This is a genomic window from Clostridium sp. SGI.024, assembly GCF_050315195.1.
Taxonomy (GTDB): Bacteria; Bacillota; Clostridia; order Clostridiales; family Clostridiaceae; genus Clostridium.
This window is the reverse complement of sequence record NZ_JBNPON010000063.1, coordinates 1-18,907: the sequence shown is the minus strand read 5'-3', so window position 1 is coordinate 18,907 and position 18,907 is coordinate 1. Positions and strand designations below refer to the sequence as shown.

Genomic DNA, 18,907 nt, shown 5'->3' with positions numbered 1-18,907 from the left:
GGGGATTAAAATGGAAAACATAAGGGATTTTAAACCGAAAAAAAGCTCATTTATAAAGTATTTAGGTCTATTGATTATTGCATATATAGTATCAGCAATAGTATTAGCCTTTAATAGTAGTTTAGTATTAGATTTAACTTTGAGCTCATTTTATATTGTAGGAGTTTTTGTTATAGTAACAGCAATTTATGCTTTTTTAACTTTTAATAAAAAATATGGATTAGTTGCATCACTAGTAGCTGTAATCTATATTTTTTCTTTAATAGTATTTAGTCCTATATTTAATTATAAAGCTCATAGAGGATTAATTGGTAAGGTTGAAGAAGTTGAATTTAGTAATGAAATTCAGCATATAGACTTAAATCAATTACCGATCATAGATAAAGAAGTTGCATATAAATTAGCAGATAAGAAATTAGGAGAGATACCTAGTTTAGGTAGCCAAGTAACCATTGGAGATTTAACATTACAAAGCATAAAAGGACAACTGTACTACGTAGCACCTTTAGAACATTCGTCATTATTTAAGTGGTTTACTAATAGAAAAGGAACATCAGGATATATAAAGGTAAGTGCAACAAATCAAAGTGATGTACAACTAGTAACTGAGTTAAATGGAAAAGATATAAAGATTAAGTATTTAGATTCAGCATATTTATTTAGTGATTTGCATAGAGCAGCTTATCTTAGAGATATGAAAGCTGGACATACAGACTTTACATTTGAATTAGATGATGAAGGTAATCCATATTGGGTAATTACTAGATATGACAATGCTATTGGAATAACAGAAGAAAAAGCCATAGGAGTTCTAGTATTAGATGCTCAAACAGGGAAATCTAATATTTATGGAATCGAAGATGCTCCTGATTGGATAGATAGAATTCAGCCAGATAGATATATAAGAAATTATATAGATAAATGGGGAGAGCTTGTTCATGGTGTATTTAACTTTAGTGACAAAGATAAGTTAACATCTACAAAAGGAATGAATTTAATATTTAATAATGATACTTGTTATTATTATACTGGTGTAACATCTGTAGGTAATGATGAAGGTCTAGTAGGATTTATGCTAACAAATACAAGAACTGGTGAAACAAATATGTATAAAACATCAGGAGCAACAGAAACTGCCAGTATGAAGTCAGCAGAAGGTAAAGTTCAACAATATGGATATACTGCAACCTTACCTTATTTAATAAATATACAAAATGAACCAACTTATTTTATGACTTTAAAAGATTCAAATGGTTTAGTGAAGCAATATGCAATGGTAAATGTTAAAAATTATAATATAGTAGGAGTAGGAGATTCATTGCAATCAACTCTTAATAAATATTTAGAAGGTTTAACTAATACTAATATTTCTTTAGAAGGAAGTAATAGTGAAGAAATTTTAGAGGGAGAAATAGAGAGAATAGGGTTATTAGTTAAGGATGGCACTAGTATATATGATATTAAAATTAAAGGACAGGATAATATATTTACAGTTTCAACAGAAACTTCAAGAGAAGTTGCATTAAGCTCTACAGGAGATAAGGTTAGAATAAAATATATAAAAGTAGGAGATGGAAAATACATATTAACAAATTCTTTTGAAAATTTAAGTTTATATAATAAAGAAAGTTAATAGGGTATTAAATAATATTAATTAATAATGAGGAAATATCTATTGCATAAAGTAGGTTATCTATAAAGCAATTGTATATTTCCTCATTATTTTTTGGAATAAATATATATTTTAAATCATAAAATGTGAAGAACATAATAATATTTATATAGAGGTGAAAAATGAAAACAAAGATAGATATTTTTTCAGGTTTTCTAGGTGCTGGGAAAACATTTCTTATTAAAAAGTTAATTAGTGAAGGCACATATGGTGAAAGCATTGCTATTATTGAAAATGAGTTTGGTGAAGTAAGTATAGATGCATTAATATTAAGAGATTCTAATATAAAGGTTAAGGAAATTAATTCAGGTTGTATTTGCTGTGAAGTTACTGGAGATTTTAGAGAAGCAGTTATAGAAGTTATTAATAAATATAACCCTATAAGAATAATTATAGAGCCTTCAGGAGTTGCAAAACTTACAGATATAATTAAAATTTTTAAAGAATCAAAGCTAAAAGATAAAGTTGAAGTTGATAATATAATTACTGTTATAGATCCTGAAAAGTTTGATATATATTATAGAAATTTTAAGGACTTTTATGAAGATCAAATTATAAATACAAAGAAAATAGTTTTAAGTAGAAGTCAAAACTTAAAAAAAGATAGTTTAGAAGATATACTTTCAAAAATTAAGAAGATTAATAAAAGAGCAGTAATAATTAGTCATGATTGGAAGAACTTAAAGGGAATTGATATTTTAAATAACATAGAGCTTAATTCTGTAAATATTAATGAATACAAAGGGATAAAACCAAGATTGAAGAATGTGGAAACTTCTAAAGCTAAAGACGTTTTTGAAAGCTTTGCAATTTATCCTAGTTGTAAGTTTTCAAAATTAGAATTAATATCAAAATTTAAGTTTATTTCTAGTTCTAGAAGTTTTGGAGATGTATTAAGAGCAAAAGGAGTAGTAGAGTTAAAGGATAAAACTTTTAGCCAATTTGATTTTGTAAAGGGTGAATTTGAAATTAGAAAAATAAATAATAATATCTCTAGTGTAATTTCATTTATAGGTGTAAATCTAAATAGAAAAGAAATAGAAAAGTTATTTCTTTGAGAGAATAAATGAAAGTTAAATTTGAAATTGTAAGTGGTTTTTTAAATTCAGGTAAAACATCCTTTATAAATGCTTATTTAAATACAGAAAGTTGCTTAGGAAAAGAGATATTAATAATTCTTCTAGAAGAGGGAGTAAAAGCTATTAGGAGGGATTTAAAAAATATAAAAGTTATATACTTGGAAGATATTGATAAGCTTAAAGAGTTATTACTTAAAGAAATAATTAAAAAAGAGTATTCTAGAGTAATAATTGAGTTTAATGGAACAATGAACTTAAGTGCTATAAGTAAAGTTTTACAAGATATAGAAATAAGGAAAAAGTTTAATTTTTATGGAAACTATTATATAGGTGATAGTAAGAATTTAAAAGTATATCTTAAAAATTTAGGAGAAATAATAATACCCTTTATTCAATCAAGTAAACTTATTATTTTAAATAATTATTCCTTATTATCTTTAGATAATCAAAAAGATTTGATTAAGTTTATAGAAAATATAAATACTACAGCACCAATATTAATTTCCAAGTCATTAGATAATTTAGAAGAGGATATAAAATTATCTAAGTATTTTAAAGAAGGTACAGCAATTAAAAAAATAAAAGCTATGATTTACAAAAAGGAGATAGTGCAATGATAAAGTGGGCTAATGTTTTTATAAGTATGATATTAGAAGCACTACCTTTTATATTAATTGGATCTATAGCATCTTCTGTTATTCAAATATATGTATCAGAGAATGTTGTAAAAAGAATTTTACCTAAAAGTAGAATTATATCTATAATTTTTGCAGCCTTTATGGGAGTTTTTATTCCAATTTGTGAATGTGCTATTGTTCCTATTGCAAGAAGTTTAATAAAAAAAGGAGTTCCTATTGCAGTTGCTGTAGTTTTTATGCTTACAGTACCAATAGTAAATCCAATAGTTGTTGCTTCTACTTTTTATGCTTTTAAAGATATCAATATAGTATTAATAAGAGTTTTTGGAGGAATTATTTGTGCTATTATAATAGGATTATTAGTTGAGGTATTTACTAAAAAAAATAATCAGGTTATTAGTAATAAAAATGAATATGAAAATATCTGCGATTGTGGATGTGAAACAAGAGATTATTTTTATAATAAAACAAAGCTTAGATTATGTTTAGAACATGCAAATAAAGAGTTTTTTAATATATTAAGATACTACATAGTTGGATCATTTTTATCTAGCTTGTTTGTTGTATTAGTTAAGGAAGAGTTTATAGGTAAATATTCTAAGGGGGTAATACTTCCTATAATTATAATGATGTTATTAGCATTTTTATTATCCTTATGTTCGGAGGCTGATGCTTTTATTGCTAAGGGGTTTTTAGATTACTTTGGTATTCCTGCTGTTTCAGCATTTTTAATTTTAGGTCCTATGTTAGATTTAAAAAATGCTATAATTATTTCCTCATACTTCAAAAGGAAATTTGCAGTTAAAATAATTTCAATAATAGTATTAATTGTACTAGCTTTTTCAGTAAGCTTAAGCTTTATATTTTAGGAGGTTAGTATGAGAAAATTTAATGTTGAAGAATTTATATGGTTACTTATATTAATTTTATTAACTACTTATATAGGTTATTTAATGCTATCTAAAGAAGTTTATAATTATTTAAGTATAAAAACTGCAAAAAATTTATATATAGTACTTGTGATTTTACCTATATTAATTATTGTTCAAGCTATGAAGGTTATAAGCTTTAATTCTCGAACAGATACATCATTAAAATTTATACCAGTAATATTTACATTAATAATAGGGGTTTTGCTTTTATTAAGAGGGTATATCTATAAGGATAATAACAATAATTTATCAAGCTTTAATAACTTATTTGCCAAGGATGCCATAGAAATTAATCATGAAACACATCATATTTTAGAAGATTTAGAAGTAGAAGGTGAAGAATATTTAGATAAACGTATTATTTTTACTGGGGTTGTTTATAAGTATGAAGGAGATAAATTTATATTAGGCAGAGAAGAAATGAATTGTTGTGCAGCAGATTCATATATTATAGGAGTTAAAACCTTATCAAAAGATAAGTTTAAAGAAGGTCAATGGATAAAGGTTGTTGGAAAAATATCCTTTGATGGTGAGTATTATTTACAAGTAGAAGAATATATAAAAATTAACCCACCAAGTAATATATACTTCTAATAAAGATATTAAATAAAGTAAGATAAAGTAAAGGAGCTGCTTAGGCAGCTCTATTTTATATTAGGCTCAACATGAATAATTAAATCTACTTTTTTATCTAGCTTAGTATTTAATGTACTTTCGATTTCATGAACAAGGGTATGAGCTTCATCCACATTCAAATTTGAATCTACTTTTATATGCATATCTAAGAAAATATAATCATTATAACCTCTAGATCTTATATTATGGACATCTTCAATAGCCTTAAATTCTTTAAGAATATTAGTTATTACATCTTCTTCTATAATAACCTTATCTGTTAAAGCTGAAATATTATTTTTTATTATTTCATAGGATGCATGGAAAATAAAAAAGGATACTATAAAGGATGCTAATATATCTACTATTGGGGGAAGTCCTAGCTTTATTGTAAGTAATGCTAGTAAAACACCTATTGATATAAAAATATCACTTTTAGTATGAAGAGAATCTGCTATTAAAAGATTACTATTAAGTTTGTGACCTTGATTATTTTCGTATATTGCAACAAAGATATTGATAATTAATGTTATTAATATTATAACTAAGCTTTCTATAGTAATATTCATTTCAGAGGTTACAAATATCTTTACTATTGAGGTTTTAATAACATTAAAGCCTAAAACTAGTAACATTAATCCAATGATAATACTAGATATAGTTTCAAATTTTTTATGACCATAAGGATGTTCTGTATCTTTAGGCTTTGAAGCTAGAGTAATACCTATTATACCTACTATATTTGATGCACTATCAGAAATAGAATGAAAGCCATCAGCCATAACACTAGAGCTATTAATTACAAAGCCCACTAAAACTTTAGAGATTGCAACAAATAAATTAGCTAATAAAAGAATAGCTAGAATTTTTTTTACTTTTATATAGGTAGCTTCGATTTTAATCTCTCCTTTTAAGTAATATATTCTATAGTATTCTTAGAGAGTTTAAAAGTTACTATATAGAATAAAATGTATTTATGAATACTAATTGGATAAACTAATGATGAAATTTACTAAAGGTTGGTGTTTTAAAATGACGATGATAAATTTTACTATATTTAATTTTATTCTATATTCTATAATAGGCTATTATATTGAAGGAATTTATAGTTATATTATTAGTGGAAAATTTAAAAAGGAAGGTTTTTTAAAGGGGCCTTATAAGCCAATGTATGGAATAGCTTTTACTATTTTAATTTTAATAGATTATTATTATAATTTAAGTATTTTAAGTAGATTTACTTTATATTTAATTGTACCAACATCTGTAGAATTTATTACTGGATATTTACTTCTAAAAGTATTTAATGAAAGATATTGGGATTATTCAAGCTTAAAATTCAATTATAAAGGGTTAATAACTTTAAAATTTTCAATCTATTGGTCTATTTTATGCTATATAGGTATAAGGTTAATAGCACCAATTATTAATAACTTTTATTTAAGCTTAGAAAATTTATTTAGAATATCTAATATTTTTATATTATTAATTATGACTATAGATTTTATTTATACTATAAATATTAAGTTTAATATTAAAAAAACAAGGTTGCTTAATTCATAGTATTTTTATATGATATAGTTAAGAAATTAATTTATAAAAGGAGAGTAATATGTCATTTGAATTATTAGATACAAAAGAAACAAAAGCTGATGAGGGAAGAAGTTGCATAATTTTATGTAATTTTAATGTGAAAGAAGTTAAAACTTTAAGCAATTTAGCAGGAATGCTTGGAATAAGAGACAAGGTTGTAATTAACTATAAAAATGGAAATACCTTAGTTAAAGAGATTATTAATGGAAACATATTAAATGATGCTGAAGATGGAATAAAAAATAAAGCTATAATTTTCAATAATATTCCAGGTGCAAAAATTGGATTACTTATAAATAACCTGAAAAAATTTAGACTTAATAATGTTTTAAAGGCTACAGTTACAGAAACATCAAAGGAATGGACAGTAGATGTATTATTAAAGAACTTAGTAGCAGAAAAGATAGCAATGCAATCAGGTAAAGAATACGAACACGAAGAATAATTAAGAAATAACATAGTGTGTGGGCCTTAATACCTAGTATATCTGAACATAGCTATTAGAAATTGAGAAATTAATTATATTTAAATTACAAAAAGATACATACTATCTTATGACAACTTTGAGTGTTAGGCGGAGTAAGTAAGATAGTATGTATCTTTTTTAGATTTCCTTCATTACAGCTACAGCTAATAATCTAGGACCTGAATGTATACCAACGGCAGGAGTAATTGTACCTTTATAAATAAAAGTGATGTTTTTATGTTCTTGCAAGGTAGCTTTAAGTTTTTCTGCTTCTTCATGCATAGTACCAGTCATTATAATAACTTTACTTTTACCCTTATCTAAGATATTAGATGCTAAAGAAATAAGTTTATTAAAGGCTTGTTTTGATCCTCTGGCTTTAGTAAAAGTTGTATAAGCACCATCTTCATCCATAGTGATTATAGGCTTTAAATTAAGCAGTTGCCCAATACCACCAGAAACCTTTCCGATTCTTCCACCTTTTATTAAATATTCTAAGGTATCTACTGTGAAATACATCCATAAGTTTTCTCTTATCTTTGGAATCTTATTACAAATATATTCGAAGCTTTTATTAGCTTCTATCATTTTACCAACTTCAATTACAATTAGTCCAACAGCCATAGATAATACTTTTGTATCAAAAATGAATGTATTAATACTATTGTAATTTTCACTTGCAAGTCTAAAGCTATTTATAGTTCCAGATAAGCCTGAAGAAACAGGCAAAACAATTGCATGAGTATAGCCATCTCTAACTAATTCATCATATAAAATAGAAACATCATCAACAGAAGGCATTGAGGTAGTAGGTAGTTCATCTGGTAATTTAGCATAAACCTCTTCAGGTGTAATATTAATTCCATCAATATATTCTTTAGTTTTATATAGTATTTTTAAAGAAACTATTTTAACATTGTATTTTTGTATATATTCTTTAGGTAATCCACAAGTACTATCTGTAATCAAAGCAATTTTATTCATATTAACATTCCTTTCTATTGAGTATATTAATAAGATATCATAAAATTATCGTATATACAATATATAGTTTTTAAAACTAGATGATATTTTATTTGTGTAACAGTATCATAAAAGTAACTTATTCTATTAATATGAATGTTATGATATATTAATAAAAAAGGAAAGGAGTGGTTTAGTGAATTATTTTATACTTTTCTTAGAGGGAATACTAACCTTTATTTCACCTTGTATATTGCCTATGCTTCCTATATATATTTCATATTTTATTGGGGAAGATGAAAGTAAAAATAATAAAGCTTTAATTAATTCTATAGGCTTTGTAGTTGGATTTTCAATGATATTTACTGTTTTAGGGGCTGCTGCAGGAAGCTTTGGAGTTTTTATACAAAACTATATGAAACTATTTAATATAATAGCAGGTATATTATTAATAGTTTTTGGATTAAATTATATTGGTATATTTAAAATTACTTTTTTAGAAAGGAGCTTTAAATTAAATAATAAAGCCAATTTAAATAAATTAAATTTAATATCATCTACTTTATTTGGTATTATATTTGCAATTGGCTGGACTCCATGTGTAGGAACTTTTCTAGGTGCTGCTTTAATGATTGCAGCTAATTCACAAGATACTATGAAGGGAATATTAATGCTTATATCCTATAGTTTAGGACTTGGAATACCATTTATAATATCAGCTCTGTTAATTGAGAATTTAAAGAGTGCCTTTAAGTTTATTAAAAGAAATTATAAGATAATAAATACTATATCAGGAATATTGCTTATAGTAATTGGATTAATGATGATGACTGGATATTTAAACTTATTATTATCTTGGTTAACATTTAATTAGGAGGTAAATTTTATGAAGGATAAAATGAAAATAGTTGTACTTATAGTTTCCTTAGTGTTATTAGTAGTTATAGTGAAGTTTGGATATGGATACTTATCAGGTAAATACTTACCTAATGATAGTGATTCATTACAAACAGTGATAAAAGAAGCAAAAGATTTTACTGTATATGATGAAGATGGTAATAAGGTTAAATTATCAGATTTTAAGAATAAAAAGCCAGTAGTAATAAACATATGGGCTAGTTGGTGTGGACCTTGTCAAGAAGAAATGCCATATTTTGAAGAAGCAATAAAGAAATATGGTGATGAGGTTGAAATACTTATGATTAATTTAACTGATGGAAAGAGAGAGACAAAGGATAAAGCATTAAAGTTTTTAAAGGACAACAACTTAGAAATGAATATACTATTTGATGAAGACCTTAATGCTTCCAATACTTATAATATTAAAGGGATACCTAGAACCATATTTGTAAATGTAGATGGTGAAATAACCTATGATAGAGAAGGCTTAATAGATAAAGATTTGTTATTTAAAAATATTGAAAAACTTATAGAGTAATAAAATAAGAAGGATTTGAAGGAATTTGAAGTAGATTAATTATCTACCAAAATAATATTTCTATCCTTCTATTTTTTTAGTAATATATTAATATAATATTAAATTATGGGGTGAGAGATATGGATAGCAAAAAGTTGCTAGGATTAATAAAAAAAGAAGAAGGTATAAAGTTAGATTTTAAATTAAAGCTATCCTTAGAGCATGAAAGTAGTAAAAAAGAGCTAGCAAAGGATGTTTGTGCTATAGCTAATTCAAGAGGTGGGAGAGGTTATATAGTAATAGGAATTGAAGATAAATCTAAAAGAATAGTTGGTTTAGAAGATAATGAAATTATTATTGAAGAGCAAGTACAACAAATAATTACATCAAGGTGTGAGCCACCAATTCCAATTTCAGTAGATAATTTATTAATAGAAAATAAAAAGCTTTCTGTAATTACAATTTATGATGGAGAACAAAAACCATATCAGGTAAGAGAAAATGGTGCATTTTACATAAGAAGAGGCTCTACTACTGATACAATGAGAAAGCAAGAGTTATTGGAAGCCTTTGAAGAAAATTTAGATTTCTTTATAGAAACATCAATGATAGTTAAAAGCAATATAAGCTTTTTAGATGGTGAAATATACAAAACTTATTTTCAAAAAAAGGGTATAGAAATAAATGAAGAAAACAAGGAATTTTTGCTTGAAACCTCTAGAATTATTTCAAGAGATAAGGACAGTGGAGAATTAAATTGCACTTTAGGAGGATTATTAATTTTTTCAAATGTTAATAGTCTGTGGTTGCCTCATAATATTATTAGAATAAATAATAAAGTGAACCCTCACAAAAATGAAGTGATAATAATTCAAGGGAATGTACTAAATATGATTGATAAAGCTACAAAGGAAATCTCAGAGATTGTACCAAGTGATTATCCTATAAATGCAATAAATGAAGCTGTTAATAATGCAGTGTTATATAGAGATTATTCTGCTTTTGATAAAATTATTGATATTTATATTGGGATTAAAGAAATAATTATTACAAGTCCAGGAGCTATAACGAGAAAGAATAGATCAATTAATGATATGAATCAAAGTAAGAGGAATATGTGGTTATATGAAAAGTTAATAACACTAGATGATAATAAAAGATTTTTAAATAATGGACAAGGCTTATTAAGAATAAAAAAGTCTTTCAATAATAAAAAAGTTAGATTTGTTAATTCGGCCAAAGAAGATTATTTTAAAGTAGTTTTACCTGGTATAATGAATTTTAATAAATAAATATGCTAGGTTTGTGACTTTATCACAAACCTAGCATATTTATTATTTTATAATAATGGAGAGGTGATGATATTGAAAAAATTATATGTTATAGTGATTATGATTTTAAGCGTTTTTATAATTTCAGGTTGTTCTACAGTAATGAAGGAGGATGTCACAAAAAGTACTGAAAATAGTAGCGTGATGAAAATGACTGCAAAAGAAGCAAAAGCAGAAATAGATAAAGGTGATGTTATAATATTAGATGTTAGAACTAATGAGGAGTATATTAGTGGACATATAGAAAATAGCATATTAATTCCAGTTAATGAAATAGAAAAAGAAGCAGAAAATATAATTAAAGATAAGGAACAAAAAATATTAGTTTATTGTAGAAGCGGAAATAGAAGTAGCCAAGCATCTAAATTGTTAGTGAAGATGGGATATACTAATGTTTATGATTTTGGTGGTATAAAAGATTGGCCATATGCAATAGTAAAATAAATATATTATTTAAAAATCTTTCATATTATGATATAATAATCATTACTAAATAATAATATATAGTTATAGAAGTAAGGAGTTTAGTTATGAATAGTAAAGTGGAATTAGTATATGAAAACAATGAGTATGTAGTTAAAGTAAATAATTCAATTATAAATAAGGGAAATGATTTAGAAAAGGCATACGAGCAATTTAAAACTGTAATAAGTAATAATAAATCATCAGAAGCAAGAGCCTGGGATGATATAGTTGAAAAGTTTACAGGTTTAAATAATAAGGATTTAGAAATTAATAATGAATATAGAACTATGACTTATGGAAATATGAAGTATTTTTATAATATGGGAAAAGTGTTTTACATGGCTAATGGACAAATGGTACCTTTAATTGGAGGGTATGGCCTATTTAAGTTTACTTTACATGAAGTATGCAAAGGTGATTTAGAAAAAGCAAATGAATTTATAGAGTTTTGTAAGGATGTTATGTTAACAGATGTAAATTATAGAGTTACTGATTCAAGTATAATAGTTTCCAGTGCAAGCTTTAACTATGGTTCAGCAGAATATAATTTTTCAAGTGGAAAAATTAATAAGGGAGCATCTATAACAAAAGGGACTTTTGAAGAGTTTAAGACTTATGTATTAGATATTATTAGAAAAAAATAATGATAAGCTAAAAAGAATCATTTAACATGATTCTTTTTTTATTAATATTTATGTTTTATTATATAATGGTCAAGTAAAACTAATGAAAAAAGAGGTAAAAATGAGCTTAGAAAAGAAACTAACTAGATTAACTATTGGAATATTTATAACTGTTATAATAATAATTAGCATATTTTCATTAGCTATTATAAAGTCTAAAGTATCGGAAACAGTAGGCAAGAGCTTAATAGATATAGCTTTTGTTGTTTCTTCTAATCCTATGATACAAAAAGAATTAGCTGATGGATCAGATCCAACTCATTATAAGGTACAAAATTTTACAGAAAGAGTAAGACTTAAAACAGGATTATTATTTATAACAGTAATGAATAACGAAGGAGTAAGATACTCACATCCAATTCCAGAAAATATAGGTAGAAAATTTTTGGGAGGAGATGAAAAACTAGTATTGACTGAAGGAGAAACCTATGTTTCGGAAGGTGAAGGTCATTTAGGAAAATCTGTGAGAGGCTTTACACCAGTTTATAAAGATGGTGTACAAGTTGGAGCAGTAGCAGTAGGAGTATTAAAGAGAGATATAAGAAGCGAAGTAGTAGAATTTTTTAATGGTTTAATACCTGTGTTTATGGGAGTTTTAATTATTATTATTTTTTTAGCTAAGAAATTAGCAAAAAATATAAAATCAGATATTTATGGATTAGAACCAGAAGAAATAGCAAATGAGCTTAGGGAAAAAGAGTCTATTATTAATAACATTGAAGAAGGTCTTATTGCTGTAAATAATTTAGGGGAAATAACTGTAATTAATAGTAAAGCTTATGAAATATTAAAGCTCCATTCTAATAAAATTATTGATGATAAGATAAAGAACTTGTTAAATGAAGTTATGTATAGAAGAAGTAGAATTTTCAATGAAGAAATTAGACTTAATAATAATGTGATAATTATGGCAAATTTTTATAGCATTATTGGTGAATATGGGAAAATAGTAGGAGCAATAGCTAGTTTTCAGGATTTCACAAAAGTTCATAATATGGCTGCAGAATTAACTGGTGTAAAGGAATTAACTTGGAATTTAAGAGCTCAAAATCATGAGTTTATGAATAAATTACATACAATTGCAGGCTTAATTCAATTAGATGAAAGCGATAAAGCTTTAGAATATATTTTTGAAACAACTGAGAATAGAGGAGTTATAACTGATTCTTTAAAGAAGATAAGAGAAGCTTCAATACAAGGTTTAATATTTTCAAAATATAATAAAGCTGATGAACTTAAGATAAAATTTGAAGTAGATGAGAACTCAAATTTAAAAGAAATACCTAAAAATATTATGGTACAAGATATATTAACTATTATAGGAAACTTATTGGAAAACTCTATTGAAGAATTGAAGGGAAGGGATAATGGATACATATATATAGGAATTTTCCAAGATAAAAAAATAAATATTATAGTAAAAAATAATGGAAATAAAATTGATGAAAAATTAAAAGAAAAAATATTTATAAGAGGATTTAGTACCAAAGGAAATTTTAGAGGATTAGGATTATATAATATTAATAATATAATAAGTTCTTTAAATGGAGATTTGAAATTAACATCAGATGAAATGACTGTATGGGAGGTAAAGATTTAATGAATATAATTAATGTTTTTATTGTTGAAGATGACCCAATGGTTAAAGAAATTAACAAAAGATTTTTAGAAAAAATGGGTAGTTTTAAGGTGATAGATGATGCAAGCTCTATAAAGGAAGCTAAGATAAAATTAAAAAGTTGTAAAGCTGACTTAGTATTATTAGATGTGTTTTTACCTGATGGTAAGGGAATAGAGTTATTAAAATGGATTAGATCAGAAGAAATGAATTTAGATACAATATTAATTACAGCAGATAAATGTAGGGAGTCTGTAGATGATGCTTTTAAATATGGAGCTGTAGATTATTTAATTAAACCATTCAAATTTGAAAGGTTTAAAGAATCATTAATAAATTATAAAAATAGGTTTTTAGGATTAAATAATGCAGAAGATATAAATCAAGAACATATTGACCAATATATATTAAATATAAATGTGGAAGAAGAAAAAGAACTTTGTAAGGGATTAAATATAAAAACTTATAATAAGATAATAGAGTTTATGAAATTAAAAAGAAATGAGGAATTGACAGCTGAAGAAATAGCTAAGGGGAGTGGACTTGCAAGAGTTACTGCAAGAAGATATTTAGAGAAAATGGTAGAAGAAAGCAAAGTGGAAATATACCAGGAGTATGGGAAAATTGGAAGGCCAACTAATTATTATAAAGTAAAAAAATAAGACCAAAAAGACCAAAATAAACAATAAGACCACAATATTGATTGTTTATTAATTAACAAATATACTAAAGCTGTAAAAAAACTAAAAAACAAGGGGAGAAATACTAAATGAAAAAGAAAGCTTTAGCATTAGTAATGTCAGCTTTAATTTTAGTTCCTACAGCATTAGTTGGTTGTGGTTCTAAGAAAGAAACTGCTGATATAGTTATTATAGGAGCAGGTGGAGCTGGGTTATCAGCAGCTGTACAAGCTAAACAAGAAGGCGTAGAAAATGTAATTCTTTTAGAAAAAATGCCTATGGTAGGTGGTAATACTAATAGAGCAACTGGTGGATTAAATGCAGCAGAAACAGAGCAACAAAAAGACAAGAATATAGAAGATTCTATAGAAACAATGTATGAGGATACTATGAAGGGTGGATATAATAAAAACAACCCTGATTTAGTAGAAAAATTAACAAGTGAAGCTAAGGATTCAGTAGCATGGTTAACTGAACTTGGAGCTGACCTTTCAGATGTAGGTAAGATGGCTGGATCAACAAATTACAGAACACATAGACCTACTGGTGGTGCAGCAGTAGGTGCTCACTTAGTTGATACTTTAAAGACAGCAGCAGAAAATGAAAAAGTAGATTTAAGACTTTGGAATGAAGCTAAGGAAATAATACTAGATAAAGATGGTAAAGTTTCAGGAGTAAAGGCAACAGATAAAGAAGGTAAGGAATATACTATTAACACAAAAGCAGTAGTTATAGCTGCTGGAGGATTCTCAGCTAATCAAGAAATGGTTGTTAGCTACAAAGAAGAATTAAAAGGATTTGCTACTACTAATCACAGTGGAGCTACTGGAGATGGAATAGTTTTAGCAGAAAAACTTGGAGCAGATTTAGTTGATATTGAAGAAATTCAAACTCATCCAACAGTTGTTCCAGAAAAAGCTGTAATGGTTACTGAGGCTGTAAGAGGAAATGGTGCTATACTTATTAACAAAGATGGTAAGAGATTTACTAATGAATTATTAACTAGAGATGTAGTTTCTAAAGCAATATTAGAACAAAAGGATGGAGTTGCTTATCTTTTCTTCGATGAAGGATTAAGAAATAGCTTAAAGGCTACTGAAGAATACTTTAATATGGGATTAGTAACTGAAGCAGATTCAGTAGAAGAATTAGCAGAAAAATTATCAATAGATAAAGATACTATGGTAGAAAGTATAAATAAATATAATGATGCAGTAGCAGCAAATAAAGATTCAGAGTTTAATAGAGAAGATCTTCCAAGACAATTAAATGAAGGTAAGGTTTATGCTATTCCTGTAACACCAGCAGTTCATCACACTATGGGTGGATTAAAAATTAATACTAATGCTGAAGTTGTTAATACAGATGGAAATATAATTCAAGGATTATTCGCTGCAGGAGAAGTTACTGGTGGAATCCATGGAGGAAATAGATTAGGTGGTAATGCTTTAGCTGATATAGTTACTTTTGGTAGAACAGCTGGAAAAAATGCAGCAGCATTCATAAAATAACTTAATTTATATGTAGGAGGAATAATCATGAAAAAATTAATAGCAGTTATAGGAGCTATTTCAATATCAGCTTCATTATTAGTAGGCTGTGGAGGTGGAAAATATACTGATGGAACATACCAAGGAGAAGGACAAGGTGCATCAGGAGTAATTAAGGTAGAAGTTGTAGTTTCAAAAGGTAAGATTTCAGAAGTTAAACTTGTTGAGCATAATGAAACAAAAACATTAGTTGAGGGTGTTCAAGATAATTTAGTTCCAGAAATAATAGAAAAGCAAGGAACTGAAGGTGTTGAAGCAATATCAGGGGCAACAAACTCTTCAAAGGGAGTAATAGATGCTGTAAATAGTGCTTTAAAATTAGCAACAAAATAACATTATACCTTAAATATATAATAAGACAGGTGGTTTATAAAATAAACTATCTGTCTAGTTTTTTATGCGAAATTAATAAAATTGATAATGATTACTATAATATTTTCAATAAAAAGATAGTTTAATTGATACAATGTAAAATTTTAGCAAAACATTGAAGGAGTTTTAGTATATATAATATAATATGTATATAATTATTATTGCGTATATGGAGAGTGTATATTTATGAATGATGGATATGAGAGCTTTGAGTCAGACTTTAATATTTTTAATAACAAAATGTCATTATTAATTGATTCCAGAAATAAAGAAGAAATAATAAAAATTGTTAAAGCAAAACATTCTTCAGAAATTTATGATGAGGTGGATAAAGAACATAAAAGGGACGATCTTATTATATGGAATGCAATTTATACTAGAGAAATAATAAGAAATAGAATAGCAAAAAAATATTTACATCCAATTTATAATAAGTTTTATAGAAGAATTAAAGAGGCTAATTCAATAAATTCAATGCAAGAAATAGAATTAGATATGATAAATGAATATATGGAATTACTAATTAATGATACAGAAATAACAGATAGTTTTACAGTTAATAAGCTTCTTCAAGCCCTTCATTTAAATATTGAAAATCATATATCCCTAGAAGAAATTTGTAAAACTTTAAATATCTCAGTTGGGTATGCCTCAACATGCTTTAAAAAATATAAAGGTGTATCTGTAATGAAATATTTAAGAGGAATAAAAATAGAAAGAGCCAAAATATTGTTGTTAAGTACTGAAAAAAGTATATTAGAAATAAGTATTTTATTGGGATTTCACGATCAAAGTCATTTTACTAATACATTTAAAAAGTTAGTTGGGGTTTCACCATTGAAATATAGAAATAAAAATTACTCTGTTTAGGTGGAAAATATTGATAAAGTGCTAAAAAAATACTATAATTATTAATATTAATATATACATAAGGGGGCCAAAAAATGTCAGATAATTGGAGTTTAAAAGAACTTTATACCTCATTTACTTCTAAAGAGTTTCTTGAGGATTTAGATAAAGTTGATAAAAATATAAATGATTTAAAAGTTTTTTCAGAAAACTTAAATAAAGATAGCGATAGCTTAAAGTCTTTAGAAGATATAATAAATAAACTTGAAAACATATATCTTCTTATTAGTAAGGTAGCTTCATTTGCTAGTTTAACTGTTAGTGCTGACTCAAAGAATGTGGAAGGTAGAAAATATTTAGATGTAATAAATAATAAAAATAGCCTTTTAGCAGAACCACTAACTAAAATTTATAAATGGATTGCTAGTGTAGAAAATATAGATGAAATAATTAATAAATCAACTTTATTAAAAAATCATGAATTTATAATTAGAGAAATAATTAGTAAAAATAAATATATGCTAAGCGATAAGGAAGAAGCTATAATAGCTAAAATGAGGACTACAGGTTCAGATGCTTGGTCAAATTATAAGGATTATTTAATATCAACACATAAAGTAGATATTAATGTAGATGGAAAGGAGGAATCTCTTCCATTAACAGTTGTATTAAATATGGCTTATAGCAAGGATCCAGAAGTAAGAAAAAAAGCATATGAAGCTGAAATTAAGTCTTACGAGAAAATAGAAGAAGGTGTAGCAGCTGCATTAAATGGAATAAAAGGAGAAGTAATAACTACATCTGAACTAAAAGGTTATAAATCACCTCTTCATATGACACTAGAAGAGTCTAGAATGGATGAAGATATTTTAAATGCTATGCTTACAGCAATTAAAGAAAGCTTACCTACATTTAGAAAATATTTAAAGAGAAAAGCTGAAATTTTAGGACATAAAAATGGTCTTCCATTTTATGATTTATATGCTCCTGTAATAGAAAAAGAAATGAAATTTACTTTTGAAGAAGGTAAAGCTTTTGTAGAAAAGAACTTTAGAAAGTTTAGTGATAATTTAGCTGACTTTGTATTAAAAGCTTTCGAAAATAATTGGTTAGATGTATATCCTAAAGAAGGTAAAGTAGGAGGAGCATTCTGTGCAAGTATAAAAGATATTAAAGAAAGTAGAATATTATTAAACTATGGAAATAGTTTTAGTGATGTTGTTACTATGGCTCATGAACTTGGACATGGATTCCATGGAGAATGCTTAAACAATGAAACTATGTTAAACTCTGAATATCCTATGACTTTAGCAGAAACTGCATCTAACTTCTGTGAAATACTTATTAAAAAGAGTGCTGTAAAAGAAGCGAGTAAGGAAGAGGCTTTTGCTATTTTAGAAGCTGAAATTTCAGATTGTAATCAAGTTATTGTAGATATATATTCAAGATTTTTATTTGAAAGTGAAGTATTTGAAAAGAGAAAAGAAAGTTCTTTATCAGTGGAAGAAATAAATAATGCTATGCTTAATGCACAAAAAGAAGCTTATGGAGACGGATTAGATAGCAATTATCTTCATAAATACATGTGGACTTGGAAGCCACATTACTACTATGCAACTGCAAACTTCTATAACTTCCCATATGCTTTTGGGAACTTATTTGCAAAGGGATTATATGCAGAGTACTTAAAGAGAGGCGATAGTTTCTGTAAAGAATATGAAGAATTACTAGCAGTTACAGGTAAGAATATGGTAGCTGATGTTACTAAGATAATGAATATAGATGTTCACGATGTTAACTTCTGGAGAAATTCACTTAAGCTTATAGAAGAAGACATAGAAAAATTTATAGAATTAAGCTATGAAATCAAGTAAGAGTTAATAGAGAATAGTTAATAGTAAGAGTTAAGGTAAAAACTCCAAGGGAGTTTTTGAAATATAATTATTAAAATTGAGCTGTCATTAAGACAGCTCAATTTTTCATT

Annotated in this window: 20 protein-coding genes; 18 read left to right on the top strand and 2 right to left on the bottom strand. The window is 26.4% G+C overall.

The features are described 5' to 3' along the window. Window positions 1–10: 10 nt before the first annotated feature. From ACQRD5_RS14100 to ACQRD5_RS14080, 5 genes are all read left to right on the top strand, one after another. Entirely contained in the window at window positions 11–1,633 is a 1,623-nt protein-coding gene (locus ACQRD5_RS14100) for a cell shape-determining protein (protein ID WP_294170805.1), read from the top strand. Between the two features lie 161 nt (window positions 1,634–1,794). Then, a complete protein-coding gene (locus ACQRD5_RS14095) occupies window positions 1,795–2,730 on the top strand; it encodes a GTP-binding protein (protein WP_291625124.1) in 936 nt (311 codons plus the stop codon). Window positions 2,731–2,738: 8 nt separating this feature from the next. Then, window positions 2,739–3,368, top strand: coding sequence for a GTP-binding protein (locus ACQRD5_RS14090; RefSeq protein ID WP_294170808.1), 630 nt, complete (start codon window positions 2,739–2,741; stop codon window positions 3,366–3,368). After that, a complete protein-coding gene (locus tag ACQRD5_RS14085) occupies window positions 3,365–4,258 on the top strand; it encodes a permease (RefSeq protein WP_291625114.1) in 894 nt (297 codons plus the stop codon). Before ACQRD5_RS14090 ends, ACQRD5_RS14085 begins: the two co-directional genes overlap by 4 nt. Before the next feature lie 9 nt (window positions 4,259–4,267). Continuing rightward, window positions 4,268–4,915 carry a membrane-spanning protein gene (locus tag ACQRD5_RS14080; protein ID WP_291625112.1) on the top strand — a complete coding sequence of 216 codons (648 nt, stop codon included), beginning with the start codon at window positions 4,268–4,270 and terminating at the stop codon, window positions 4,913–4,915. 50 nt (window positions 4,916–4,965) lie between these two features. Here the strand turns inward: ACQRD5_RS14080 and ACQRD5_RS14075 are convergent, their stop codons facing one another. Then, entirely contained in the window at window positions 4,966–5,802 is an 837-nt protein-coding gene (locus ACQRD5_RS14075) for a cation diffusion facilitator family transporter (RefSeq protein WP_320627575.1), read from the bottom strand. A gap of 166 nt (window positions 5,803–5,968) precedes the next feature. Here ACQRD5_RS14075 and ACQRD5_RS14070 point away from each other — a divergent pair, with 166 nt between their 5' ends. After that, the gene (locus ACQRD5_RS14070; RefSeq protein ID WP_291625110.1) at window positions 5,969–6,499 is read left to right on the top strand and encodes a putative ABC transporter permease; all 531 of its coding nucleotides are present in this window, start codon (window positions 5,969–5,971) and stop codon (window positions 6,497–6,499) included. A 49-nt stretch (window positions 6,500–6,548) separates the two neighbouring features. After that, entirely contained in the window at window positions 6,549–6,974 is a 426-nt protein-coding gene (locus tag ACQRD5_RS14065; protein WP_291625108.1) for a DUF3783 domain-containing protein, read from the top strand. Window positions 6,975–7,133: 159 nt separating this feature from the next. Here ACQRD5_RS14065 and ACQRD5_RS14060 read toward each other — a convergent pair whose 3' ends face one another. Next, entirely contained in the window at window positions 7,134–7,979 is an 846-nt protein-coding gene (locus tag ACQRD5_RS14060; protein WP_291625106.1) for a DegV family protein, read from the bottom strand. 175 nt (window positions 7,980–8,154) lie between these two features. Between ACQRD5_RS14060 and ACQRD5_RS14055 the strand changes: the two genes are divergently transcribed. The 11 genes from ACQRD5_RS14055 (at window position 8,155) to ACQRD5_RS14005 (ending at window position 18,797) form a co-directional block, all read left to right on the top strand. Next, window positions 8,155–8,832, top strand: coding sequence for a cytochrome c biogenesis CcdA family protein (locus ACQRD5_RS14055; RefSeq protein WP_291625104.1), 678 nt, complete (start codon window positions 8,155–8,157; stop codon window positions 8,830–8,832). 12 nt (window positions 8,833–8,844) lie between these two features. Next, window positions 8,845–9,396 (top strand): TlpA family protein disulfide reductase, encoded by a 552-nt coding sequence (locus ACQRD5_RS14050; protein WP_291625101.1) that lies wholly within the window; start codon window positions 8,845–8,847, stop codon window positions 9,394–9,396. A gap of 119 nt (window positions 9,397–9,515) precedes the next feature. Continuing rightward, window positions 9,516–10,667 (top strand): AlbA family DNA-binding domain-containing protein, encoded by a 1,152-nt coding sequence (locus tag ACQRD5_RS14045; protein WP_294363690.1) that lies wholly within the window; start codon window positions 9,516–9,518, stop codon window positions 10,665–10,667. A gap of 72 nt (window positions 10,668–10,739) precedes the next feature. Next, the gene (locus ACQRD5_RS14040; protein WP_320899895.1) at window positions 10,740–11,150 is read left to right on the top strand and encodes a rhodanese-like domain-containing protein; all 411 of its coding nucleotides are present in this window, start codon (window positions 10,740–10,742) and stop codon (window positions 11,148–11,150) included. A gap of 86 nt (window positions 11,151–11,236) precedes the next feature. Beyond that, the gene (locus ACQRD5_RS14035) at window positions 11,237–11,815 is read left to right on the top strand and encodes a hypothetical protein (RefSeq protein WP_291625098.1); all 579 of its coding nucleotides are present in this window, start codon (window positions 11,237–11,239) and stop codon (window positions 11,813–11,815) included. 82 nt (window positions 11,816–11,897) lie between these two features. Further along, complete coding sequence (locus ACQRD5_RS14030) at window positions 11,898–13,454, top strand: Spo0B domain-containing protein (RefSeq protein WP_294364415.1); 1,557 nt, start codon at window positions 11,898–11,900, stop codon at window positions 13,452–13,454. Next, window positions 13,454–14,134 carry a response regulator gene (locus ACQRD5_RS14025; protein WP_291625093.1) on the top strand — a complete coding sequence of 227 codons (681 nt, stop codon included), beginning with the start codon at window positions 13,454–13,456 and terminating at the stop codon, window positions 14,132–14,134. Before ACQRD5_RS14030 ends, ACQRD5_RS14025 begins: the two co-directional genes overlap by 1 nt. Before the next feature lie 107 nt (window positions 14,135–14,241). Further along, a complete protein-coding gene (locus ACQRD5_RS14020; RefSeq protein WP_291625091.1) occupies window positions 14,242–15,663 on the top strand; it encodes a flavocytochrome c in 1,422 nt (473 codons plus the stop codon). A gap of 27 nt (window positions 15,664–15,690) precedes the next feature. Then, complete coding sequence (locus ACQRD5_RS14015) at window positions 15,691–16,035, top strand: FMN-binding protein (RefSeq protein ID WP_291625089.1); 345 nt, start codon at window positions 15,691–15,693, stop codon at window positions 16,033–16,035. 225 nt (window positions 16,036–16,260) lie between these two features. Beyond that, window positions 16,261–16,944, top strand: a complete 684-nt coding sequence (locus tag ACQRD5_RS14010) for a helix-turn-helix domain-containing protein (protein WP_291625087.1) — start codon at window positions 16,261–16,263, stop codon at window positions 16,942–16,944. A 74-nt stretch (window positions 16,945–17,018) separates the two neighbouring features. Next, window positions 17,019–18,797: a M3 family oligoendopeptidase gene (locus ACQRD5_RS14005; protein WP_294364416.1), complete on the top strand. Its 1,779-nt coding sequence runs from the start codon at window positions 17,019–17,021 to the stop codon at window positions 18,795–18,797. Window positions 18,798–18,907 lie beyond the last annotated feature (110 nt).